Origin of the sequence: Citrobacter sp. Cf136, assembly GCF_030333815.1 — a bacterium.
In the GTDB taxonomy this organism is placed as follows: Bacteria; Pseudomonadota; Gammaproteobacteria; order Enterobacterales; family Enterobacteriaceae; genus Citrobacter; species Citrobacter freundii.
Genome location: NZ_JAOWFE010000029.1, coordinates 1 through 21,459, shown reverse-complemented (window position 1 = coordinate 21,459; position 21,459 = coordinate 1). Strand labels below are relative to the sequence as shown.

The window sequence follows — 21,459 nt, the reverse complement described above, 5'->3', positions numbered from 1 at the left end:
CGTTGGGTCGCTTTTCTGGGTTATGAAACGCAAATAGGAAACCGGTTCCACAAAATCATGTTTAAAATATGAGTAATGAGCAAGATTTAATTTTGATCATTTTTTGTAATTGTGACTACGATCACCAGATGTCAGCGTCTGCGATTTAGCAGCAAGGACAGCGGCGAAACGGTGCAGTACACTGCGTCACATTGAGAGAATAGGGATGAGTAATATGACCACGATGCTGGAGGTGGCGAAGCGTGCCGGGGTGTCGAAAGCGACAGTTTCCCGGGTGCTTTCCGGGAACGGCTACGTCAGCCAGGAGACCAAAGACCGCGTGTTTCAGGCCATTGAAGAGAGTGGTTACCGCCCAAACTTGCTGGCGCGCAGTCTGGCGGCGAAAACCACGCAGACGCTGGGCCTGGTGGTAACAAATACCCTTTATCACGGCGTCTATTTCAGCGAGCTGCTGTTTCATACCGCGCGGATGGCGGAAGATAAAGGACGCCAGCTGTTACTGGCTGACGGTAAGCACAGCGCTGAGGAAGAGCGCCAGGCGATCCAGTACCTGCTCGACCTGCGCTGTGACGCGATTATGATTTATCCGCGTTTTCTCAGTGTGGATGAGATAGACGATATCATCGATGCCCACAGCCAGCCGATTATGGTGCTTAATCGACGCCTGCGGAAAAACAGTAGCCACAGCGTATGGTGTGATCAAAAGCAGACCAGCTTTAACGCCGTTACTCAGCTCATTGCCGCCGGGCATAAAGAGATTGGTTTTATTACCGGCTCGATGGATTCTCCAACAGGCTTGGAGCGACTTTCAGGCTATAAAGACGCGCTGGCACATCATGGTATCGCGCTAAATAATGATCTGATTGTTAAAGGGAAATGGACGCCAGCCTGCGGCGCAGCGGGTGTGGATACTTTGCTTTCGCGCAATGTCAATTTTACCGCGCTGGTGGCCAGTAATGACGATATGGCGATCGGCGCGATGAAGCAGTTGCACGAGCAAGGCGTGAGCGTTCCCGCACAGGTGTCGGTGATTGGCTTTGATGATATCGCCCTCGCGGCATACACTATTCCGGCGCTTTCCAGCGTTAAAATTCCGGTAACAGAAATGATTCAGGAAACGATTGGGCGTCTGATCTTTATGTTGGGTGACGGGGCGTTTAGGCCGCCAAAGACCTTCACCGGTGAACTCATCCAGCGCGACTCAGTTGCGCCGCCCGCTTCGCGCTGACGGCTGTCATTTGTCATCGTCACTAGTGACGATGACACGCCCTTCTTGCGTTCTTCAAAATAAAATTCCTTTAATAACAGCAAATTAAATTCTGGCACGATTTGTGAATGCTTCGGCAGATATTCTGTCATTGCTGGAGAAATTGATGAACCGTTTCATCATTGCAGACGCCAATAAATGCATTGGTTGCCGTACCTGTGAAGTGGCCTGCGTGGTATCCCATCAGGATAACCAGGACTGCGCATCGCTGACCCCTGAAACTTTTTTACCCCGCATTCACGTCATCAAAGGCGTTAATGTCTCCACGGCGACGCTGTGCCGCCAGTGTGAAGACGCGCCGTGCGCTAACGTCTGCCCGAACGGTGCGATCAGCCGTGATAAAGGTTTTGTTCACGTAATGCAGGAACGCTGCATTGGCTGTAAAACTTGCGTTGTGGCTTGTCCTTACGGCGCAATGGAAGTGGTCGTGCGTCCGGTTGTGCGTAACAGCGGCGCGGGTCTGAACGTCCGTGCAGAAAAAGCTGAAGCCAATAAGTGCGACCTGTGCCACCATCGCGAGGCCGGTCCTGCCTGTATGGAAGTGTGCCCGACTCACGCGCTGATTTATGTAGATCGCAATAAGCTTGAGCAACTTAGCGCGGAAAAACGCCGTCGCGCGGCGCTGGATTCCACCGCATCTTTGCTGTTCTGATATCTGAAAATCCGCGTAAAATACGGTAGTACTTATGCCGGATGGCGGCTTCGCCTTATCCGGCCTACTGTTCGCATCCCCGTAGGCCTGATAAGTATCGCGCCATCAGGCTAACCGGGATTGATGACTGCGGGAATAATCTAATGACAATAAACAACCACTCCGGCGTACAGTTGCGTATTCGCGGCAAAGTACAGGGCGTCGGATTTCGCCCCTACGTCTGGCAACTGGCGCAGCGGTTACAACTGCATGGCGATGTGTGTAACGACGGTGACGGTGTGGTTGTGCGCTTACAGGAAGATCCGGCGGTATTTATTGCGCAGTTACATCAACACTGCCCACCGCTGGCGCGCATTGACAGCGTTGAGAGCGAAGCATTCGCCTGGACGCAGCAGCCTGCTGATTTCTCGATTCGTCAAAGTACTGGCGGTACGATGAATACGCAAATCGTTCCGGATGCCGCGACCTGTCCCGAATGCCTTGTTGAAATGAACACCCCCGGCGAACGTCGCTACCGATACCCCTTTATCAACTGCACCCACTGTGGTCCACGCTTTACGATTATCCGCGCCATGCCCTATGACCGCCCGTTCACCGTGATGGCGTCGTTCCCACTCTGTGCGCAATGCGACAAAGAGTATCGTGACCCGTATGATCGTCGCTTCCATGCCCAGCCCGTTGCCTGTCCGGTGTGCGGCCCTCATCTTGAGTGGTTCAGCACGGATGAGCGGGCGGAGAAAGAAGAGGCGCTGCAGGCGGCGGTATCGCGGCTGAAAGCAGGCGGTATTGTGGCGGTTAAAGGCATTGGTGGGTTTCATCTGGTGTGCGATGCGCGCAATAATGACGCCGTCGCGCTGCTCAGGCTGCGTAAACACCGTCCGGCGAAACCGCTGGCGGTAATGCTGCCAGGTGATGACGGACTGCCCGAACCTGCTCGTCGTTTGCTGACTACACCTGCTGCGCCGATCGTGCTGGTGCAGAAACGTTATGTCGCTGCATTGAGCGAGGGCATTGCGCCAGGGTTAACGGAAGTGGGCGTCATGCTGCCCGCGAATCCATTGCAGCATTTGCTCTTACAAGAGATGAATTGTCCACTGGTGATGACCTCCGGCAACCTCAGCGGCAGGCCTCCGGCCATTACCAACGCCCAGGCGCTGGAAGATTTAAGTGCGATTGCTGATGGTTTCCTGCTGCATAACCGCGAAATTGTGCAGCGGATGGATGACTCCGTGGTGCGTGATAGCGGGGAAATGCTGCGTCGTTCCCGGGGTTACGTGCCGGATGCGGTCGCGCTGCCGCCAGGATTTCGCGACGTGCCGCCGATGCTGTGCTTAGGCGCAGATCTGAAAAATACCTTCTGCCTGGTGCGTGGCGAACAGGCGGTTATCAGCCAGCATTTAGGCGATCTCAGCGATGACGGCATTCAGCAGCAGTGGCGTGATGCGCTACGCCTGATCCAGAATATTTATGATTTTACGCCACTGCGTATCGTGCATGATGCCCACCCTGGCTATGTTTCCAGCCAGTGGGCCAGCGAAATGAATCTGCCAACCGAAACGGTATTGCATCACCATGCTCATGCCGCTGCATGTCTTGCCGAGCACGGCTGGCCGCTCGATGGCGGCGATGTGATTGCTCTGACGCTGGACGGTATCGGCATGGGGGAAAATGGCGCGCTGTGGGGCGGCGAATGTCTGCGGGTCAACTATCGTGAATGCGAACACCTTGGCGGCTTACCGGCGGTAGCGCTGGCGGGCGGCGATTTAGCGGCAAAACAGCCATGGCGCAATCTGCTCGCGCAGTGCCTGCGTTTTGTTCCTGACTGGCAGCGTTACCCAGAAACATCGGGGCTACAGCATCAAAACTGGAACGTACTGGCGCGCGCCATCGAGCGGGGAATCAATGCCCCGCTGGCATCGTCGTGCGGACGACTGTTTGATGCGGTTGCCGCCGCGTTGCATTGTGCGCCGGAATCGTTGAGTTATGAAGGTGAGGCGGCCTGTGCGCTGGAGGCGCTGGCATCGCAGTGTGCAGGTGTTGATCACCCTGTTACGGTGCCGCTTAATGGCAATCAACTGGACTTAGCAATTTTTTGGCAGCAATGGCTGACCTGGCAGACCGCCCCTGCAGAAAGAGCGTGGGCGTTTCACGACGCGCTGGCGTGTGGTTTTGCCACGCTGATGCGTGAGCAGGCCGAAGCGCGCGGAATTAAAACGTTAGTATTCAGCGGTGGCGTGATGCATAACCGCTTATTGTCGGCCCGTCTGGCGTTTTATCTGCGCGATTTTACCTTACTGTTCCCGCAGCGTTTACCGGCGGGCGACGGCGGGTTGTCATTGGGACAGGGCGTGATTGCCGCGGCGCGGGTGTTGACGCAAAAATAAAAAAAGCCCCGGGACTGGCGGGGCAAGAAAAACATGTCGGGGCATACCGACAAGTGGCAACGCACATCCATGTGCGTGAGGTTAATAAATCAGTAGCAGCGTTGCCGGGCAAAGTCGTAGGCCGGATAAGACGCGAAGCGGCGCTATCCGGCATCACAGACTTACACGGGCAACGTTTTCAGCAGCGCAAAGGCCTCTTTCATGCGGTCTTCACTGACGACAAACGCACACAGCTGGCCTTCGTCGTTCATCCCTCTTGCGACCATCCCCTGTGCTTCGGCGGCGATGTGCCAGTTCAGATCGCGGCGCTGGGTTTCCCCGGCCAAATGTAAAGGCAGTTCTGGCGTTTTGACTTTTACCAGCATGGCTGGCAGTTTCAATGGCGTATTGCCGCCGAGCAGGTTTTTCGCCAGATACATGGCGCTCAGCTGAATCGGCTGCAGGAACGGGAGCACCTGACCGTTAATCTCCGCACAGTCGCCGAGAGCATAAATGTCCGGGTGGCTGGTTTGCAGGTAGCTGTCGACGCAGACGCCACGATTGATGTTCAATCCGGCGCGACGCGCCAGTGCGGTTTCCGGGCGCAGGCCGGTGGCGGCAATCACCGCATCGACTTCTACGTTGCGGCTACGATCGAGCGTAGCGCGAATACCGGTGCTGGTTTTCTCCAGACTCTGGAGCTGTGATTTCAGCAGCAGGTGTACGCCCATATCGGTCAGACGATGCTGTAAGCGACTGCTGACTTCCGGCGGCATCAGCGAAGCCAGAATGCTGGCGGCGTTGTCAATAAGCGTTACCGCTTTACCGGCGCGACAAAAATCCATCGCCAGTTCACTACCAATCAAGCCGCCGCCGACAATCAGCACACGCTGGGCGTCACGCAGTTGCGTTTCACAAGCTCGATACTCTTGTTGGCTGTTTAACGTGAGCATTAACTCACGTCCGGTAACCGGCGGTACAAAGGCTGAAGCGCCCGTCGCCAGCACCAGCTTGTCGTACTGCCACTGCTTGTCCTGACTTTTCACTACGTGGGTATCGGCGTCGATGTCGGTTACCCAGGTATGTGGAAACAGGCGCAAATTAAACTGTTCGGCAAACTCCCCCGCCGACTGGCGGGTGAGGTCGTCTGCACGCTGTGACTGACTGATAACATGGCTGAGATCGGGCTTGTTGTACTCATCCATGCTGTCCGCGGCAATTAAGGTCAGCGGAACATTCGCATCCTGCTTACGGATATTTTTGACTAACTGGCGGGCGGCGAAGCCCGAACCAATGATGACAATGCCGTGACTCATTTTGCCTCCGTTGCCAGTACGTCGAAGACGTCTTTACCTAGTGAGCATTCCGGGCACAGGAAGTTGTCCGGAACTTCGCTCCATGGCGTACCCGGCGCAACGTCCTGCAACGGTTCGCCTTTCGCCGGATCGTAAATCCACTGGCACACGCTGCACTGCATGCTTGGACCAAGATCGGCGGCAGCCGCAGCGGCACACGCACAGGCTTCTTCCTGGGCGACGGCTTTCACGGTTGTTTCCGGCAATGGAGCCAGCGCCCACTGACGCGCGATTTCACGGCCGTGCTGGCGGCACAGTTCCAGTGCATCCAGGTCCGGACGCCATTTCGCTTTCAGGCTCAGTGACATCTCGAAACCTGCATCCTGCAAACGCGTGGACAAACGGTCTACTGCACCGCCGCTCCAGCCGTGTGAACCAAAGGCGCTGGCACGCTTGTTACGAAAACGCAGGCCGGTCATCTCTTCCACCAGACCGGCGATTTTCGGCATCATCACGTTGTTCATTGTGGAAGTCCCGACCAGCACGCCTTTAGAGCGGAAGACGTTGGTCAAAACTTCGTTTTTGTCGCTGCGGGCGACGTTAAAGATTTTCACCGCTACATTCGGGTCAACTTCGTTGATGCCCTGGGCAATCGCGTCCGCCATCATGCGGGTGTTGTTGGACATGGTGTCGTAGAAAATGGTGATGCGGTCTTCCTGATAATCCGCCGCCCATTTCAGGTACAGCTCAACGATTTGTGTCGGGTTGTCGCGCCATACCACGCCATGGGAAGTGGCAATCATATCGACCGGCAGGTTGAAGCCGAGGATCTCAGTAATTTTCGGTGTAACCAGACGGCTGAATGGCGTCAGGATGTTGGCGTAGTAACGCTGGCACTGTTCGAACAGTTCAGTCTGGTCAACTTCGTCGTTAAACAGACGTTCGTCGCAGTAGTGCTGACCGAAAGCGTCGTTACTGAACAGCACCGCATCGCCGGTCATGTAGGTCATCATACTGTCCGGCCAGTGCAGCATCGGCGTTTCAACGAAGATCAGCTGCTTGCCGTTACCGATGTCCAGGCTGTCACCGGTTTTCACTACGTTAAAGTTCCATTCCGGGTGATGGTGGTGCCCGTTGATAGAGTCAATAGCGTTGGCGGTGCAGTAAATCGGCGTGTCCGGGATGCAGGACATCAGCTCGGTCAGCGCCCCGGCATGGTCTTCTTCAGCGTGGTTAATGATGATGTAGTCGATATCCGCGAGGTCAATTTCACTGCGCAGGTTCTGCACGAATTCACGGCTAAACTTGTGGTCTACTGTATCGATCAGGACATTTTTTTCTTCACGGATGAGATAGCTGTTGTAGCTGCTGCCGCGCAGCGTTTTGTATTCAGTTCCGTGGAAATCACGCACTTCCCAGTCACGTTGGCCAACCCAATGAATGTTATTTTTAACCAGAATAGACATAACAACCTCAATTAATTCAGCGTTTTTCAAAAAAGATGTTTTGCTAATTGCAGGTTGCGTGCCAACTTTTTATTTGTTTGATTTTAAAGGATTAGTTGTTTTACCACCTATAAGGTGGTAGTCAAAATGACTATATGTTTTATTGTCAATATGACAATATGAATTGTCAAAATGACAATGAGGTAGCCATGAGCTTTTCCGTAGACGTGCTGGCGGGCATCGCCATTGAATTACAAAGCGGTATTGGGCATCAGGACCGTTTTCAACGACTGATAACCACCTTGCGTCAGGTGCTGGAGTGCGACGCGTCGGCACTGCTGCGCTACGAGTCGCGACAGTTTATTCCGCTGGCGATCGATGGGCTGGCGCAGGATGTTCTCGGCAGACGCTTTACTCTGGAAGGGCATCCGCGTCTGGAGGCGATTGCCCGCGCCGGGGACGTGGTTCGTTTCCCTGCCGACAGCGATTTGCCAGACCCGTATGATGGTCTGATTCCGGGGCAGGAGAGTCTGAAAGTGCATGCCTGTATTGGGCTGCCGTTGTTCGCCGGTCAAAATTTGATTGGTGCGTTAACCCTGGATGGCATGGAGCCCGATCAGTTCGATGTTTTCAGCGATGAGGAGCTTAGGCTGATTGCCGCGCTGGCGGCTGGCGCATTGAGCAATGCGTTGCTGATTGAACAGCTGGAAAGCCAGAATATGCTGCCAGGTTCGTCAACCAACTTTGAGCAGGTGACGGAAACCCAGATGATTGGCCTGTCGCCCAATATGATGCAGTTGAAAAAAGAGATTGAGATTGTGGCGGGGTCCGATCTCAACGTGCTGATTAGCGGTGAAACGGGAACCGGGAAGGAGCTGGTGGCTAAAGCTATCCATGAAGGTTCGCCGCGCGCGGTGAATCCACTGGTGTATCTGAACTGCGCGGCGTTGCCGGAAAGCGTTGCCGAAAGCGAACTGTTTGGTCACGTAAAAGGCGCGTTTACCGGGGCTATCAGCAATCGTAGCGGTAAGTTTGAAATGGCCGACAATGGGACGCTATTTCTCGACGAGATAGGCGAACTCTCGCTGGCGCTACAGGCTAAGCTGCTGCGCGTATTGCAGTACGGTGATATTCAGCGCGTAGGTGACGATCGCAGCTTGCGCGTGGATGTGCGAGTGCTGGCGGCGACGAACCGTGATTTACGCGAAGAGGTGTTGGCTGGGAATTTCCGTGCGGATTTGTTCCACCGGCTGAGCGTCTTTCCCCTTTCGGTACCGCCTCTTCGTGAACGCGGTGAAGACGTGGTGCTGCTGGCAGGCTATTTTTGCGAGCAATGTCGGCTGCGGCTGGGACTGTCCCGCGTGGTGTTAAGCCCCGGTGCGCGTAGCCATCTGTTGAGCTACGCCTGGCCCGGGAATGTGCGCGAGCTGGAACATGCCATTCACCGCGCGGTGGTTCTGGCAAGGGCGACCAGGGCAGGGGATGAAGTGGTGCTGGAGGCGCAGCATTTTGCCCTGCATGATGAAGCGCCAGTAACACCGCCGGCGGAAGTTGTTGCGGAGATCCCACAGCATCACAACCTGCGTGAAGCAACAGAGTCGTTCCAGCGGGAGATGATCCGCCGGGCGCTGGCACAAAATAACCATAGTTGGGCGGCAAGTGCGCGGGCGCTGGAAACAGACGTCGCCAACCTGCACCGGCTGGCGAAGCGTCTGGGGTTGAAGGATTAGATAATACCGGCCTGATAGAAATCCTGCAGGTTGATAGCACCGGTGAGTTTACCGTTTTCATCGACCACCGGGGCGGCAGTGATTTTGCGCTTCATCAGGATCTCTTTGGCGTCAATCGCGCGGCTCTGCGCCTGCAGCGTAATGCCATTCTGGGTCATTGCTTCGCTAACCTGAGTGGTGAGCGCTCCGCCGCCAACCAGCCAGCGGCGCAGGTCGCCGTCGGTAAAGACCCCTTTCACCAGTGACTGGTCGTCGCAGACCGCGACCAGGCCAAGACCCGTGCGGCTGAGCTCCAGCATCGCGTCCATGACGCTGGTGGTAAGCGTCACCTGCGGGATGGCATCGTCACGGCGCATCAGATGATGCACTTTATTTAACAGACGAGCGCCCAGCGCACCTGCCGGATGCGAGCGGGCAAAATCTTCCTCGTTAAAGCCGCGCGCCTGCATTACGGCGATTGCCAGCGCATCGCCCATCATCAACGTATTTACGGTACTGGACGTCGGTGCCAGGCGCATCGGACAGGCTTCGCGCTCAACGGAAATATCCAGCACGGCTTTGGCGGCCAGGCCCAACGGTGAGGTCGGTTTTCCGGTCATTGCCAGCAGGGCGACGGATTTGTCTTCCAGGCGCGGAATGATGAGATCCAGCTCTTTCGCACCGCCGGAGTAGGAGATAAACAGCATGACATCACGGCTTTCGATCATCCCTAAGTCACCGTGCAGCGCTTCCGCCGGATGCACAAAAAAGGCAGGCGTGCCGGTACTGGCGAGGGTCGCCGCAATTTTTTTGCCAATATGACCTGATTTACCGATACCGGAGACAATGACTTTGCCTTCACAGTGGATGATAGTATTGGCGGCGCGGACAAAATCATCGCCCAGTCGCTCAGGCAAACGGCTGGCTTCCTGTAGTTCCAGCATTAACGTCTGACGGCCTGCGTTCAGTAGTGCATCACTCATTGGTTTCTCCGGTTATGATCACTTCAATCCCTTTTGCTTCCAGCGCCTGACGAAATGCAGGGTCGATACCCGCATCGGTAATCAGCTTGTCGACGCTTTCCAGACTGCATACAACATTAGGGCTTTTGCGCCCAAATTTTGACGAGTCAGCCATCAGAATCACTTCGCGAGCGGCATTACACATCGCTTTACTGACGCTAAACACCTCATTAAAAGTGGTCACGCCGGCATTGAGGTCAATGCCGTCGGTTCCCATGAAGAGTTTATCAAAGCTGAACTGCTCAAAGGCGTTTTCTGCCAGCTGACCGTGAAATGACGCAGATTTTTTGCGAAAGGTCCCGCCCGGCATCAGGATGGTTTGCTCGTTGTCCAGCTCCGAAAGGGCGTTAACAATGTGTAGACTGTTGGTCATGACGGTGATGTTGCTAAAGCGTGTGAGCATCGGCACCATCTGCAGTACGGTGCTGCCCGCATCCAGAATAATAGAGTCGCCATCGTGTATAAAACGGACGGCAGCTTCGGCAATCTGCTCTTTTTTATGCGTATTAATTAGCGTTTTGTGATCGATTGGCGGATCGGATTCGTCTTTATTTAATACCACGCCGCCATAGGTACGAATGACGGTTCCGGCGTTCTCCAGAATGACCAGGTCTTTGCGAATGGTCGTGCCAGTCGTGTCAAAGTAGTGGGCCAGTTCTTCAACCGAGCATTTTCCCTGCTTTTGCAGGTGCTCCAATATGGCAGCCTGACGCTGACGAGGTTTCATAGGCGTGATTACCCTGACTTATGTATTTACCCGTCATACTTCAAGCTGCATGTGCGTTGGTCTTCCTGCAACTCGAATTATTTGGGGTATAGGTTGCAAAATGATAATTTCGCAAGCTATTAGCATTCACAACGAAATTACCCATGTTTCAGTTTAAGCGCCAATGATAGTGCATTCTGTGCTAACGGATCATGGGGAAAGATCACATCAGGCTGTAAATCATCAAGATGTTTGCCGGTTATCGTGGCAATTTTGCCGGGTCTGGCGAATACCGTAAGACCTTTCATAAATAACGTGTCGGTCACCCGCTGCTGCTCATTTAGCGCGATGGCGACTACCACGCGCGGTTTAAAACGCCCACCGGAGCGACCAACACCAACCCGACCCTGTTGGCAAAGCCTATCAAACGCCCGGTTAAAGCGGGATATTTGCCAGCCACCAAGCGCCAGTTGTAGACACCAGGCGATAGCGGCGACGGTAATCAGTGCGGAAACCATTTTGTACTCCTTTGATTTTGCCGGATAAGCGCAGACGCCATCCGGCAATTCAACATTAAAACATCACCTGACCGCCGGTGACGTTGATGGACTGCCCGGTACAGTAAGAGGCTTTCGGACTGGCGTAAAACAGCAGCATGTTTAGCACGTCCTGATAATCGCAGCCGCGCTTAAGCGGAACCTTATCAATGTAGTACTGCTCAACTTCATCTGGCTTAAGGCCAAGTTTGGTTGCATATTGCGGTAATAACGACTGGAACATCGGTGATTTCAACAGATTGCCGAGCATCAGTGAATGCACGGTAATGCCGTATTCCGCCAGATCCAGCGCCAGTGACTGGGTTAAGCCCACGCCGCCAAATTTTGCCGCGCTGTAGCCTGAATTGTGTTTGCTGCCCACTTTCCCTGATTTGGAGTTGATCTGGATAATGCGTCCCTGCACGCCATCGCGGATCATCAGGCGTGAGAATTCACGTGCACAGAGGAAGTAGCCAACCAGATTGACCTGCAGCGAGCGGTCGAAATCCCCAAGCTGAAAGTCGCTGATAAACGCGGCTTTAGCGATACCCGCGCTGTAAACCAGCAGATCAACACGACCGAATATTTCATCCACTCCGCGCGACAGCGCCAGCACGCTCTGTTCGCTGGTGGCATCTGCGCCAAAACCGTAGGCGGTGCCTTCGCCAAACTCGGCGTTAATTTCCTGCGCCACGTTGGCGGCTTTATCGCTTTGAATATCCACCACCGCGATGCGGTATCCTTCTGTCGCAAGCCCACGGCAAAGGAATGCCCCAAGGGTCTGGCCTCCACCAATGACAACGGCAACCTGATTCATCTTTATCTCCTTCAATCTTAAGCAACAAACTTCAAAATACAGCCCGGCGCGATACCGTCCGGTACGGGACCTGCAACGTGTACGGTACCGGGGAATTCCGCTTCACTCAGTCCGTCAAAGCGCAGAGTGATATGCCCGAGTTCACGTAAGTTTTGTTCCGCCACGCTGCCAACGGCGGTGACCGGGTAGTGATGCTGGCCTAGTTCAAACTGGATCCCAGCTTGCAACGAACCGTTCAGCTCGCCGTGGCAATGGATGAAGCAAAACTCCTCGATATCCGCGGGCGCGCCTTCACGAAAGGTAATCAGCATCTGGTCGCACAATGCATCCGGGGCGCTCTGGCCGATACGGGTGATGGTGGTTTGATAAATCACGGTCATTTTTGAGTGCCTCTTATTGGTAAATAAAGCCGGAAACAAACCAGGCGATGAGAACGGTTGGCGCGCCGGTCAGAAAGCGGCTCACCAGAACGGATGGCACGCCGACGCGGACCGTGTCCTGACGCGCTTCGGCCAGCGACAACCCGACAGGAATAAAGTCACATGCGGCCTGGGCGTTAATGGCGAACAGGGCAGGTAGCGCCAGATGTGGGGGAATATTCCCCAAACCAATCTGTACACCGATCAGCACGCCGATAACCTGGGCGATGACCGCACCGGGGCCGAGGAAAGGCGACAGCAGTGGGAAAGAGCAGATCAGTGCCAGCGTGACCAGTCCCAGCGGATGGCTGGCCAGTGGTGCGAGTCCATGGGCGATCCAGTCTCCCAGACCCGAAGCCATAATGATGCCGATCAGTGCTGAGACGAACGCCATAAATGGCAAAATAGTTTTCAGGACGGTATCAATAGTGTCGCGCCCGGCCTGGAACAGAACCGCAACGGCTGAACCCATGCCCATTCCGACTTTTGCCAACAGACCATCGCTTTGCTCGGTAATTTTCTTGCTGGTGTCGTAATCGCGTCCCATGCTGCTGCTTGCGGTCGTTGGCGTGGCGGACGCTTCGCCGACAACGGTAATGTTTTCTTCTTTTACGCCAGAGACATAGATATCTTCGACAATGTACTGAGCCAGTGGGCCGGATTTACCCGTAGCGTGAATATTCACCGTCGGTATACGGCGTTTAGGGTAGATCCCACAGCGCAGCGTGCCGCCGCAGTCGATGATCGCCACACCAATTTCGCTCTCCGGCGGCTCGCCCTCTTTGAAGCCATCAACGGCCTGCCAGCCGGTCAGGCTTGCTATCCTGTCGACGATCGCGGGGCGAGTTCCTGCGGTGATATAGACAATTTTCTTGCCCGGAACGGCATCCAGTTCAAGCGGGCCACCCCAGCCGCCGGTGCCTTTTTCAATACGAATACGTGTCATGATGTTGCTCCCGCCAGATGTACCTTCTGCTCAAGTTGAATGCCCATTTTTTTCTCGAAGATAGTGGTGGTGAAATCGGTCACCCAGCCACGGAAGAAGTTGGTCACCAGACCGACCAGCAAATAGCTCACCGCCAGTGGGCCAAGCGGAAGCCCCAGCGTGGTCAGTCCGCTGGCGATCCCCAGATAGACAAACAGTTCGCCGGGGTTGATGTGCGGGAATAAGCCGTTCATGGAATGGCAACTGTAAGACGCGGCGGCGTAGTAACTAGGCTTGTATTTTTCTGGCATAAAGCGACCCAGACTCAGCGTCATTGGGTTACAAAATACAAATGTGCCGATGCACGGCAGTAGCAAATAGCGGGATAGCGGGTTTCCGGCGCAACGCTGGGCAAAACGTTCAATACGCTGCTGACCGATAAAGTTAATCAGCGCATTCATGATGACCAGCAGACTGATCAGCAGTGGCAGAATACCGGTCACCATGCCGGTAAACACTTCTCCGCCTTTCTGGAACAGCCCGATAAACCACTCAGCACCGAGTGTGATGGTGTCGATCATTATTCTCTCCTGTAGGGATTTTTAGTTATCTTGCCAAACGGTGGCTGATTTTAATCAGATTGAAAGATATAAAAGTGTTATTTTGATCTCAAAATAAAAGATAAATATTTTAATTTGAAAGTTTTTGCGTGAAAGCTCGCAAATGTGATGGTCAGAGATGAAAGGGGATGTAAATTCTGTGAAGGAGAGCGACTACCGCTTCCTTGTATGGCGGAGGATGCTTTACCATACTTCTCCCAGGCTGAATTTGTTTAATGGATGTCTCATGTTCAAGCGTCGTTATGTAGCGTTACTCCCCCTTTTCGTACTGCTCGCTGCCTGTAGCAGCAAACCTAAACCTTCAGAGACTCAAACGACTACGGGTGCGCCATCCGGCGGCTTCCTGCTTGAGCCACAGCACAACGTCATGCAAACGGGCGGCGATTTTGCCAATAATCCGAACGCGCAGCAGTTCATCGAGAAAATGGTGAACAAGCACGGCTTCGACCGCCAGCAGCTGCAGGAGATCCTGTCGCAGGCCAAGCGTCTGGACTCGGTATTGCGTTTGATGGACCGCCAGGCACCGACGACTCAACCGCCAGCCGGACCTAACGGCGCATGGCTGCGCTATCGCAAACAGTTCATCACACCTGACAACGTGCAAAACGGCGTGGCTTTCTGGAATCAATATGAAGATGCGCTGAACCGTGCGTGGCAGGTCTACGGAGTTCCGCCGGAAATTATTGTCGGTATTATTGGTGTAGAGACTCGCTGGGGCCGCGTGATGGGTAAAACGCGGATTCTGGATGCGCTGGCGACGCTGTCGTTTAACTATCCTCGTCGTGCGGAATACTTCTCTGGTGAACTGGAAACCTTCCTGCTGATGGCGCGAGATGAAAGCGACGATCCGCTCGATTTGAAAGGTTCTTTCGCGGGGGCAATGGGCTACGGCCAGTTTATGCCGTCTTCCTATAAACAATATGCCGTTGATTTCAATGGCGATGGACACATTAACCTGTGGGATCCGGTTGATGCCATCGGTAGTGTGGCGAACTACTTCAAGGGCCACGGCTGGGTGAAAGGCGATACGGTCGCGGTTCCGGCAAATGGTCAGGCACCTGGGCTTGCGAACGGCTTTAAAACCCAGTACAGCATTTCTCAGCTTGCTGCCGCGGGTCTGACGCCGCAGCAGTCGTTGGGGAATCATCAGCAGGCCAGCCTGCTGCGCCTGGATATTGGCACGGGTTATCAGTACTGGTACGGACTGCCGAACTTCTACACGATTACCCGCTATAACCACAGCACGCATTACGCGATGGCAGTCTGGCAGTTAGGTCAGGCGGTGGCGCTGGCGCGCGTACAGTAATCGCTCCACCGGCCTACCGGAAGATATCTCTGGTAGGCCGGATAAGATGTCCTGGCATCGCCATCCGGCAGGCCTTATTTGTGCAACGGAGCAATTTTTGGAATCCCCCTCGTAAAACGTTCTCCCCATCCCCACATTGGTCATGAAAGTGCTATCTTGTCCGGCATATTTTTTTAACTGACAGAGGCTGAAATGACCGACAGTGAACTGATGCAGTTAAGCGAGCAGGTTGGCCTGGCGCTGAAAGCGCGCGGGTCAACCGTGACGACGGCGGAATCCTGCACCGGCGGCTGGGTAGCCAAAGCGATTACGGATATTGCCGGAAGCTCCGCCTGGTTTGAACGCGGGTTTGTGACCTACAGCAATGAAGCCAAAGCGCAGATGATTGGCGTGCGCGAAGAGACGCTGGCCCAGCATGGCGCGGTGAGTGAGCCTGTGGTGGTGGAGATGGCGATAGGCGCGTTAAAAGCCGCCCGTGCGCATTTCGCTGTTTCGATAAGCGGTATTGCGGGGCCGGATGGCGGTAGCGAAGAAAAACCTGTGGGAACGGTATGGTTTGCCTTTGCCAGCGCGAGCGGCGAGGGGATTACCCGCCGGGAATGCTTTAGCGGCGATCGCGATGCGGTCCGTCGACAGGCGACCGCCTACGCGTTACAAATCCTGTGGCAACAATTTCTACAAAATACTTGATACTGTATGAGCATACAGTATAATTGCCTCAACAGAACATTATCTATCACGTTTCGCGGTTTAACCCGAAAGCGGCATGACAGGAGTAATTAATGGCTATCGACGAAAACAAACAGAAAGCGTTGGCGGCAGCGCTGGGTCAGATCGAAAAGCAATTCGGTAAAGGCTCCATCATGCGCCTGGGTGAAGACCGTTCCATGGATGTGGAAACTATCTCCACCGGTTCGCTTTCTCTGGATATTGCATTGGGCGCGGGCGGTTTGCCAATGGGCCGTATCGTCGAAATCTACGGGCCTGAATCCTCCGGTAAAACAACGCTGACCCTGCAGGTTATTGCCGCTGCGCAGCGTGAAGGTAAAACCTGTGCATTTATCGATGCAGAACACGCACTGGACCCGGTCTATGCCCGTAAGCTTGGCGTTGATATCGATAACCTGCTGTGTTCTCAGCCGGATACCGGTGAACAAGCGCTGGAAATCTGTGATGCACTGGCGCGCTCCGGTGCGGTTGACGTTATCGTTGTCGACTCCGTTGCCGCATTGACGCCGAAGGCAGAAATCGAAGGCGAGATTGGCGACTCTCACATGGGCCTTGCGGCGCGTATGATGAGCCAGGCGATGCGTAAGCTGGCCGGTAACCTGAAGCAGTCCAACACGCTGCTGATTTTCATCAACCAGATCCGTATGAAGATTGGCGTTATGTTCGGTAACCCGGAAACCACCACCGGTGGTAACGCCCTGAAATTCTATGCGTCTGTTCGTCTGGATATCCGTCGTATTGGTGCGGTGAAAGAAGGTGACAACGTGGTTGGCAGCGAAACCCGCGTTAAGGTTGTGAAAAATAAAATTGCAGCGCCGTTCAAACAGGCTGAATTCCAAATCCTTTACGGTGAAGGCATCAACTTCTACGGCGAACTGGTTGACCTGGGCGTGAAAGAGAAGCTGATTGAAAAAGCTGGTGCATGGTACAGCTACAACGGTGAGAAAATCGGTCAGGGTAAAGCGAATGCGACCAACTGGCTGAAAGAAAACCCGGCAACTGCGAAAGAAATTGAGAAGAAATTACGTGAGCTACTGCTCAATAACCAGGATTCAACGCCTGATTTCTCCGTTGATGACAGCGGCGAAGACGTAAAAGAAACGAACGAAGATTTCTGATAATCTGTTTTGAATCGCATGTTTTGAATCGCATATAGTAAAGGGCTGCATATCATGCAGCCCTTTTTCATTTCTGAAGGCTTACTATGACAGAAGCAACTTCCCGCCGTTCCGCTTATTCCCGACTGCTTGACCGCGCCGTACGTATTCTGGCGATGCGCGATCACAGCGAGCAGGAACTGCGGCGCAAGCTGGCCGCTCCGGTGATGGGGAAAAATGGACCAGAAGAAATTGATGCCACGCCGGAGGATTACGACAAGGTCATCGCCTGGTGTATTGAAAGTCGTTATCTGGATGATGATCGCTTCGTGCAGCAGTTTATCGCCAGCCGTAGCCGCAAAGGTTATGGGCCGGCCCGGGTGCGCCAGGAATTAAACCAAAAAGGGATCATGCGTGAAGCTATCGAGCGGGCCATGCGTGAGTGCGAAATTGACTGGGCAGTGCTTGCGCGTGAGCAGGCCATTCGGAAGTACGGTGAACCTTTACCTGTCGATTTTTCAGATAAGGTAAAGGTCCAGCGTTTTTTGCTCTATCGCGGCTATCTGATGGAAGATATTCAGGCAATATGGCGAAATTTTGACGATTGACCGCATACGGGATTTTACTTCCCAGTAAAGAAAACTTATCTTATTCCCACTTTTCGATTGCCAGAGGCGCAGTTTGCTTGCCGATGCTGGTAATGACATTTCGTTAGCTTGATTTCTTCAGGATAATTATGAGCAAGAGCACCGCTGAGATCCGTCAGGCGTTTCTCGATTTTTTCCATAGTAAAGGACACCAGGTAGTTGCCAGCAGCTCCCTGGTACCGAACAATGACCCTACTTTGTTGTTTACCAACGCCGGGATGAACCAGTTCAAGGATGTTTTCCTTGGCCTCGACAAGCGTAATTATTCCCGCGCAACCACCTCGCAGCGTTGTGTACGTGCGGGTGGTAAGCACAATGACCTGGAAAACGTCGGTTACACTGCACGTCACCACACTTTCTTCGAAATGCTGGGCAACTTCAGCTTCGGCGATTACTTCAAACACGATGCTATTCAATATGCATGGGAACTGCTGACCGGTGAAAACTGGTTTGCCCTGCCAAAAGAGCGTCTGTGGGTCACCGTCTATGAAACTGACGATGAAGCCTATGAAATCTGGGAAAAAGAAGTCGGTATTCCGCGCGAACGTATCATCCGCATCGGTGATAACAAAGGTGCGGCTTATGCTTCCGACAACTTCTGGCAGATGGGTGATACCGGTCCTTGCGGTCCATGCACCGAAATTTTCTACGACCACGGCGACCATATCTGGGGTGGGCCTCCAGGAAGCGCAGAAGAAGATGGCGATCGCTACATTGAGATTTGGAACATCGTCTTCATGCAGTTCAACCGTCAGGCTGACGGCACCATGGAACCGCTGCCGAAACCGTCCGTGGATACCGGTATGGGTCTGGAGCGTATTGCGGCCGTGCTGCAACACGTTAACTCCAACTATGAAATCGACCTGTTCCGTTCACTGATTGAGTCCGTGGCGAAAGTCACCGGCGCGACCGATCTGAGCAACAAGTCGCTGCGCGTTATCGCCGACCATATCCGTTCCTGTGCGTTCCTGATTGCCGATGGTGTTGTGCCGTCGAATGAAAACCGTGGCTATGTGCTGCGCCGTATCATTCGCCGCGCGGTACGTCATGGCAACATGCTAGGCGCGAAGGATACCTTCTTCTACAAGCTGGTTGGTCCGTTGGTGGACGTCATGGGCTCTGCTGGTGAAGAACTGAAGCGTCAGCAGGCTATGGTTGAGCAGGTTCTGAAAACCGAAGAAGAGCAGTTTGCGCGTACGCTGGAGCGTGGTCTGGCGCTGCTGGATGAAGAACTGGCAAAACTGTCTGGCGATACGCTGGACGGCGAAACCGCATTCCGTCTGTATGACACTTACGGTTTCCCTGTTGACCTGACGGCAGACGTTTGCCGCGAGCGTAACATTAAGGTTGATGAAGCTGGCTTTGAAGCTGCAATGGAAGAACAGCGCCGTCGTGCGCGTGAAGCCAGCGGTTTTGGCGCAGACTACAATGCAATGATTCGTGTTGATGGCGCCTCTGAATTTAAAGGCTACGAGCAGCTGGAACTGAACGGCAAAGTCACTGCGCTGTTTGTTGATGGTAAAGCGGTAGACGCAATTAACGCTGGTCAGGACGCTGTTGTCGTACTGGATCAGACGCCGTTCTATGCGGAATCTGGTGGTCAGGTTGGCGATAAGGGTGAACTGAAAGGCGCAGGTTTTGCGTTTGCCGTTAGCGACACACAGAAATATGGCCAGGCCATTGGTCACATTGGCAAGCTGTCTGCGGGTTCTCTGAAAATTGGTGATGCAGTACAGGCTGATGTGGATGAAGCGCGTCGTGCGCGTATTCGCCTGAACCACTCCGCAACGCACCTGATGCACGCGGCGCTGCGCCAGGTTCTGGGCACACATGTGGCACAGAAAGGCTCGCTGGTTAACGATAAACTGCTGCGCTTCGACTTCTCTCATACCGAAGCGATGAAGCCTGCTGAAATCCGTGCTGTTGAAGATCTGGTGAATGCGCAAATCCGTCGCAACTTGCCGATTGAAACGAACATCATGGATCTCGAAGCGGCAAAAGCCAAAGGCGCAATGGCGCTGTTTGGCGAGAAATATGACGACCATGTGCGCGTTCTGAGCATGGGTGATTTCTCTACCGAACTGTGTGGCGGTACTCACGCCAGCCGTACGGGTGATATCGGTCTGTTCCGCATAGTGTCCGAGTCAGGTACTGCGGCAGGCGTTCGTCGTATCGAAGCGGTAACCGGTGAAGGCGCTATCCAAACCGTGCATGCTGAGAGCGATCGCTTAAGCGATGTTGCGCAGCTGCTGAAAGGCGATAGCCAGAATATCGCTGACAAAGTTCGTTCCGTGCTGGAGCGTACACGTCAACTGGAAAAAGAATTGCAGCAATTGAAGGAACAGGCTGCGGCGCAGGAGAGTGCAAATCTTTCCAGCAAAGCGGTTGATATCAACGGTGTGAAGCTGCTGGTCAGTGAACTCGCGGACGTTGAGCCGAAAATGTTGCGTACCATGGTTGATGATCTGAAAAATCAACTGGGGTCTACCGTTATCGTTCTGGCAACGGTAGTGGAAGGTAAGGTTTCTCTGATTGCGGGTGTGTCTAAGGACGTGACAGATCGCGTGAAAGCAGGGGAACTGGTTGGAATGGTCGCTCAGCAGGTCGGCGGTAAGGGTGGCGGTCGTCCGGACATGGCGCAAGCCGGTGGTACGGATGCAGCGGCTCTGCCTGCAGCGTTAGCCAGTGTGAAAGGCTGGGTCAGCGCAAAACTGTAATAACTATAAGCGTCAGCGCATGCCGAAACCCTAAGTTACGGCATGCGAATCAACGCTATCGACAATGATAAAGTCAGGTTGAAGTTGTGTATATCGGCTAAACTTAGGTTTAACAGAATGTGATGCCGTGACTGCTTACACTTAGGTGTTTGTCATCGCTTACTTTTTGGCGTTATATGATGGATAATGCCGGGATACAGAGAGACCCGACTCTTTTAATCTTTCAAGGAGCAAAGAATGCTGATTCTGACTCGTCGAGTTGGTGAGACCCTCATGATAGGCGATGAGGTCACCGTGACAGTTTTAGGGGTGAAGGGCAACCAGGTGCGCATTGGCGTAAACGCCCCGAAAGAAGTTTCTGTCCATCGTGAAGAGATCTACCAGCGTATCCAGGCTGAAAAATCCCAGCAGTCCAGTTACTAAGGTTTTCGCGTCTCACCTTTCTGGTGAGGCGCAACCTGATTGAGTTACCCTTTTTCTTCTCTTTTCTTCTTCGTCCTCCCCATTTTTTCGATTCCACTGGGCGTAATGCCTTTCCCGACGAAGTTTCCGTTTGTTCACTGCTTCAGGAAATTGCCAATTTATCTGTTGATAAAACACTCTTTTTGCCGTTTTTGCAGACTAATTGCGCGTGAAATGTGCAAACGATAAAAGCTCTGGAAAAATTGTTTGACTTATAAGTCCCAGAAAGTAATATGTGCGCCACGCAGCGACGATGAGCAGAAACAAGTTCTTCGAAGCACTCGCAAGAGGCGTGTTGGTGAGGTGGCCGAGAGGCTGAAGGCGCTCCCCTGCTAAGGGAGTATGCGGTCAAAAGCTGCATCCGGGGTTCGAATCCCCGCCTCACCGCCATTTGCATCCGTAGCTCAGCTGGATAGAGTACTCGGCTACGAACCGAGCGGTCGGAGGTTCGAATCCTCCCGGATGCACCATCTTCTCTGCAATAACGCATTAGCGTTGTTACGGAAATCGATATCACTTTAGCAGCGATATCAAATCTGCAGTAAGTAAGTTTTCCTGATGCATCCGTAGCTCAGCTGGATAGAGTACTCGGCTACGAACCGAGCGGTCGGAGGTTCGAATCCTCCCGGATGCACCATCTTCTTTGCAGTATCAGTAGTAATCAGCAATTCCCGATGCATCCGTAGCTCAGCTGGATAGAGTACTCGGCTACGAACCGAGCGGTC

General features: G+C 53.8%; 19 protein-coding genes and 3 tRNA genes. 13 read left to right on the top strand and 9 right to left on the bottom strand.

The window, feature by feature from the left end:
- The first annotated feature begins 214 nt into the window (after nucleotides 1-214).
- The 3 genes from OGV98_RS00675 (at nucleotide 215) to hypF (ending at nucleotide 4,303) form a co-directional block, all read left to right on the top strand.
- On the top strand, nucleotides 215-1,228 hold the full coding sequence (locus OGV98_RS00675) for a LacI family DNA-binding transcriptional regulator (protein ID WP_196615046.1): 1,014 nt from the start codon (nucleotides 215-217) through the stop codon (nucleotides 1,226-1,228).
- A 145-nt stretch (nucleotides 1,229-1,373) separates the two neighbouring features.
- Nucleotides 1,374-1,919, top strand: coding sequence for an electron transport protein HydN (gene hydN, locus OGV98_RS00670; RefSeq protein ID WP_003037366.1), 546 nt, complete (start codon nucleotides 1,374-1,376; stop codon nucleotides 1,917-1,919).
- 143 nt (nucleotides 1,920-2,062) lie between these two features.
- On the top strand, nucleotides 2,063-4,303 hold the full coding sequence (gene hypF, locus OGV98_RS00665; protein ID WP_202581026.1) for a carbamoyltransferase HypF: 2,241 nt from the start codon (nucleotides 2,063-2,065) through the stop codon (nucleotides 4,301-4,303).
- Between the two features lie 161 nt (nucleotides 4,304-4,464).
- Here hypF and norW read toward each other — a convergent pair whose 3' ends face one another.
- A complete protein-coding gene (norW, locus tag OGV98_RS00660; RefSeq protein WP_202581027.1) occupies nucleotides 4,465-5,598 on the bottom strand; it encodes an NADH:flavorubredoxin reductase NorW in 1,134 nt (377 codons plus the stop codon).
- Nucleotides 5,595-7,043: an anaerobic nitric oxide reductase flavorubredoxin gene (gene norV / locus OGV98_RS00655; protein WP_044699694.1), complete on the bottom strand. Its 1,449-nt coding sequence runs from the start codon at nucleotides 7,041-7,043 to the stop codon at nucleotides 5,595-5,597. Before norV ends, norW begins: the two co-directional genes overlap by 4 nt.
- A gap of 188 nt (nucleotides 7,044-7,231) precedes the next feature.
- Here norV and norR point away from each other — a divergent pair, with 188 nt between their 5' ends.
- Nucleotides 7,232-8,752: a nitric oxide reductase transcriptional regulator NorR gene (gene norR / locus OGV98_RS00650; protein ID WP_049002947.1), complete on the top strand. Its 1,521-nt coding sequence runs from the start codon at nucleotides 7,232-7,234 to the stop codon at nucleotides 8,750-8,752.
- Here norR and gutQ read toward each other — a convergent pair.
- The 7 genes from gutQ to srlA form a co-directional block, all read right to left on the bottom strand.
- Nucleotides 8,749-9,714, bottom strand: coding sequence for an arabinose-5-phosphate isomerase GutQ (gene gutQ, locus OGV98_RS00645; RefSeq protein ID WP_003037353.1), 966 nt, complete (start codon nucleotides 9,712-9,714; stop codon nucleotides 8,749-8,751). The genes norR and gutQ overlap by 4 nt on opposite strands.
- Nucleotides 9,707-10,480 (bottom strand): glucitol operon DNA-binding transcriptional repressor SrlR, encoded by a 774-nt coding sequence (gene srlR, locus OGV98_RS00640; RefSeq protein ID WP_003037350.1) that lies wholly within the window; start codon nucleotides 10,478-10,480, stop codon nucleotides 9,707-9,709. Before srlR ends, gutQ begins: the two co-directional genes overlap by 8 nt.
- A 137-nt stretch (nucleotides 10,481-10,617) precedes the next feature.
- Nucleotides 10,618-10,977: a transcriptional regulator GutM gene (gene gutM, locus OGV98_RS00635; RefSeq protein WP_003037348.1), complete on the bottom strand. Its 360-nt coding sequence runs from the start codon at nucleotides 10,975-10,977 to the stop codon at nucleotides 10,618-10,620.
- Nucleotides 10,978-11,032: 55 nt separating this feature from the next.
- The gene (gene srlD, locus OGV98_RS00630) at nucleotides 11,033-11,812 is read right to left on the bottom strand and encodes a sorbitol-6-phosphate dehydrogenase (RefSeq protein WP_071698416.1); all 780 of its coding nucleotides are present in this window, start codon (nucleotides 11,810-11,812) and stop codon (nucleotides 11,033-11,035) included.
- A gap of 17 nt (nucleotides 11,813-11,829) precedes the next feature.
- Nucleotides 11,830-12,192: a PTS glucitol/sorbitol transporter subunit IIA gene (srlB, locus tag OGV98_RS00625; protein ID WP_003846051.1), complete on the bottom strand. Its 363-nt coding sequence runs from the start codon at nucleotides 12,190-12,192 to the stop codon at nucleotides 11,830-11,832.
- 13 nt (nucleotides 12,193-12,205) lie between these two features.
- Nucleotides 12,206-13,177 (bottom strand): PTS glucitol/sorbitol transporter subunit IIB, encoded by a 972-nt coding sequence (srlE, locus tag OGV98_RS00620; RefSeq protein WP_071685064.1) that lies wholly within the window; start codon nucleotides 13,175-13,177, stop codon nucleotides 12,206-12,208.
- Complete coding sequence (srlA, locus tag OGV98_RS00615; RefSeq protein WP_003037339.1) at nucleotides 13,174-13,737, bottom strand: PTS glucitol/sorbitol transporter subunit IIC; 564 nt, start codon at nucleotides 13,735-13,737, stop codon at nucleotides 13,174-13,176. Before srlA ends, srlE begins: the two co-directional genes overlap by 4 nt.
- Before the next feature lie 265 nt (nucleotides 13,738-14,002).
- On the opposite strand from srlA, the gene mltB reads away from it, so the two are divergent.
- The 9 genes from mltB to OGV98_RS00570 all read left to right on the top strand — a co-directional run bounded on the left by mltB (nucleotide 14,003) and on the right by OGV98_RS00570 (nucleotide 21,371).
- On the top strand, nucleotides 14,003-15,082 hold the full coding sequence (mltB, locus tag OGV98_RS00610) for a lytic murein transglycosylase B (RefSeq protein ID WP_003037336.1): 1,080 nt from the start codon (nucleotides 14,003-14,005) through the stop codon (nucleotides 15,080-15,082).
- A 192-nt stretch (nucleotides 15,083-15,274) separates the two neighbouring features.
- The gene (gene pncC / locus OGV98_RS00605) at nucleotides 15,275-15,772 is read left to right on the top strand and encodes a nicotinamide-nucleotide amidase (RefSeq protein ID WP_202581028.1); all 498 of its coding nucleotides are present in this window, start codon (nucleotides 15,275-15,277) and stop codon (nucleotides 15,770-15,772) included.
- 92 nt (nucleotides 15,773-15,864) lie between these two features.
- On the top strand, nucleotides 15,865-16,929 hold the full coding sequence (gene recA, locus OGV98_RS00600; RefSeq protein WP_003037330.1) for a recombinase RecA: 1,065 nt from the start codon (nucleotides 15,865-15,867) through the stop codon (nucleotides 16,927-16,929).
- Between the two features lie 86 nt (nucleotides 16,930-17,015).
- The gene (gene recX, locus OGV98_RS00595) at nucleotides 17,016-17,516 is read left to right on the top strand and encodes a recombination regulator RecX (protein WP_171862140.1); all 501 of its coding nucleotides are present in this window, start codon (nucleotides 17,016-17,018) and stop codon (nucleotides 17,514-17,516) included.
- Nucleotides 17,517-17,644: 128 nt separating this feature from the next.
- Nucleotides 17,645-20,272 (top strand): alanine--tRNA ligase, encoded by a 2,628-nt coding sequence (alaS, locus tag OGV98_RS00590; RefSeq protein ID WP_016150875.1) that lies wholly within the window; start codon nucleotides 17,645-17,647, stop codon nucleotides 20,270-20,272.
- 237 nt (nucleotides 20,273-20,509) lie between these two features.
- Nucleotides 20,510-20,695 (top strand): carbon storage regulator CsrA, encoded by a 186-nt coding sequence (gene csrA, locus OGV98_RS00585; RefSeq protein ID WP_000906486.1) that lies wholly within the window; start codon nucleotides 20,510-20,512, stop codon nucleotides 20,693-20,695.
- Nucleotides 20,696-21,031: 336 nt separating this feature from the next.
- A tRNA-Ser gene (locus OGV98_RS00580) sits at nucleotides 21,032-21,124 on the top strand.
- A 3-nt stretch (nucleotides 21,125-21,127) separates the two neighbouring features.
- Nucleotides 21,128-21,204 (top strand) — tRNA-Arg (locus tag OGV98_RS00575).
- A 90-nt stretch (nucleotides 21,205-21,294) separates the two neighbouring features.
- Nucleotides 21,295-21,371: transfer RNA gene (locus OGV98_RS00570), tRNA-Arg, on the top strand.
- Nucleotides 21,372-21,459: the final 88 nt, after the last annotated feature.

Coding starts and splice junctions, on each gene's coding strand:
- alaS (WP_016150875.1), top strand. CDS start 17,645: ATGAGCAAGAGCACCGCTGAGATCCGTCAGGCGTTTCTCGATTTTTTC.
- srlA (WP_003037339.1), bottom strand. CDS start 13,737: ATGATCGACACCATCACACTCGGTGCTGAGTGGTTTATCGGGCTGTTC.
- srlR (WP_003037350.1), bottom strand. CDS start 10,480: ATGAAACCTCGTCAGCGTCAGGCTGCCATATTGGAGCACCTGCAAAAG.
- srlE (WP_071685064.1), bottom strand. CDS start 13,177: ATGACACGTATTCGTATTGAAAAAGGCACCGGCGGCTGGGGTGGCCCG.
- gutM (WP_003037348.1), bottom strand. CDS start 10,977: ATGGTTTCCGCACTGATTACCGTCGCCGCTATCGCCTGGTGTCTACAA.
- srlD (WP_071698416.1), bottom strand. CDS start 11,812: ATGAATCAGGTTGCCGTTGTCATTGGTGGAGGCCAGACCCTTGGGGCA.
- OGV98_RS00675 (WP_196615046.1), top strand. CDS start 215: ATGACCACGATGCTGGAGGTGGCGAAGCGTGCCGGGGTGTCGAAAGCG.
- hypF (WP_202581026.1), top strand. CDS start 2,063: ATGACAATAAACAACCACTCCGGCGTACAGTTGCGTATTCGCGGCAAA.
- csrA (WP_000906486.1), top strand. CDS start 20,510: ATGCTGATTCTGACTCGTCGAGTTGGTGAGACCCTCATGATAGGCGAT.
- pncC (WP_202581028.1), top strand. CDS start 15,275: ATGACCGACAGTGAACTGATGCAGTTAAGCGAGCAGGTTGGCCTGGCG.
- mltB (WP_003037336.1), top strand. CDS start 14,003: ATGTTCAAGCGTCGTTATGTAGCGTTACTCCCCCTTTTCGTACTGCTC.
- srlB (WP_003846051.1), bottom strand. CDS start 12,192: ATGACCGTGATTTATCAAACCACCATCACCCGTATCGGCCAGAGCGCC.
- hydN (WP_003037366.1), top strand. CDS start 1,374: ATGAACCGTTTCATCATTGCAGACGCCAATAAATGCATTGGTTGCCGT.
- recX (WP_171862140.1), top strand. CDS start 17,016: ATGACAGAAGCAACTTCCCGCCGTTCCGCTTATTCCCGACTGCTTGAC.
- recA (WP_003037330.1), top strand. CDS start 15,865: ATGGCTATCGACGAAAACAAACAGAAAGCGTTGGCGGCAGCGCTGGGT.
- norW (WP_202581027.1), bottom strand. CDS start 5,598: ATGAGTCACGGCATTGTCATCATTGGTTCGGGCTTCGCCGCCCGCCAG.
- gutQ (WP_003037353.1), bottom strand. CDS start 9,714: ATGAGTGATGCACTACTGAACGCAGGCCGTCAGACGTTAATGCTGGAA.
- norV (WP_044699694.1), bottom strand. CDS start 7,043: ATGTCTATTCTGGTTAAAAATAACATTCATTGGGTTGGCCAACGTGAC.
- norR (WP_049002947.1), top strand. CDS start 7,232: ATGAGCTTTTCCGTAGACGTGCTGGCGGGCATCGCCATTGAATTACAA.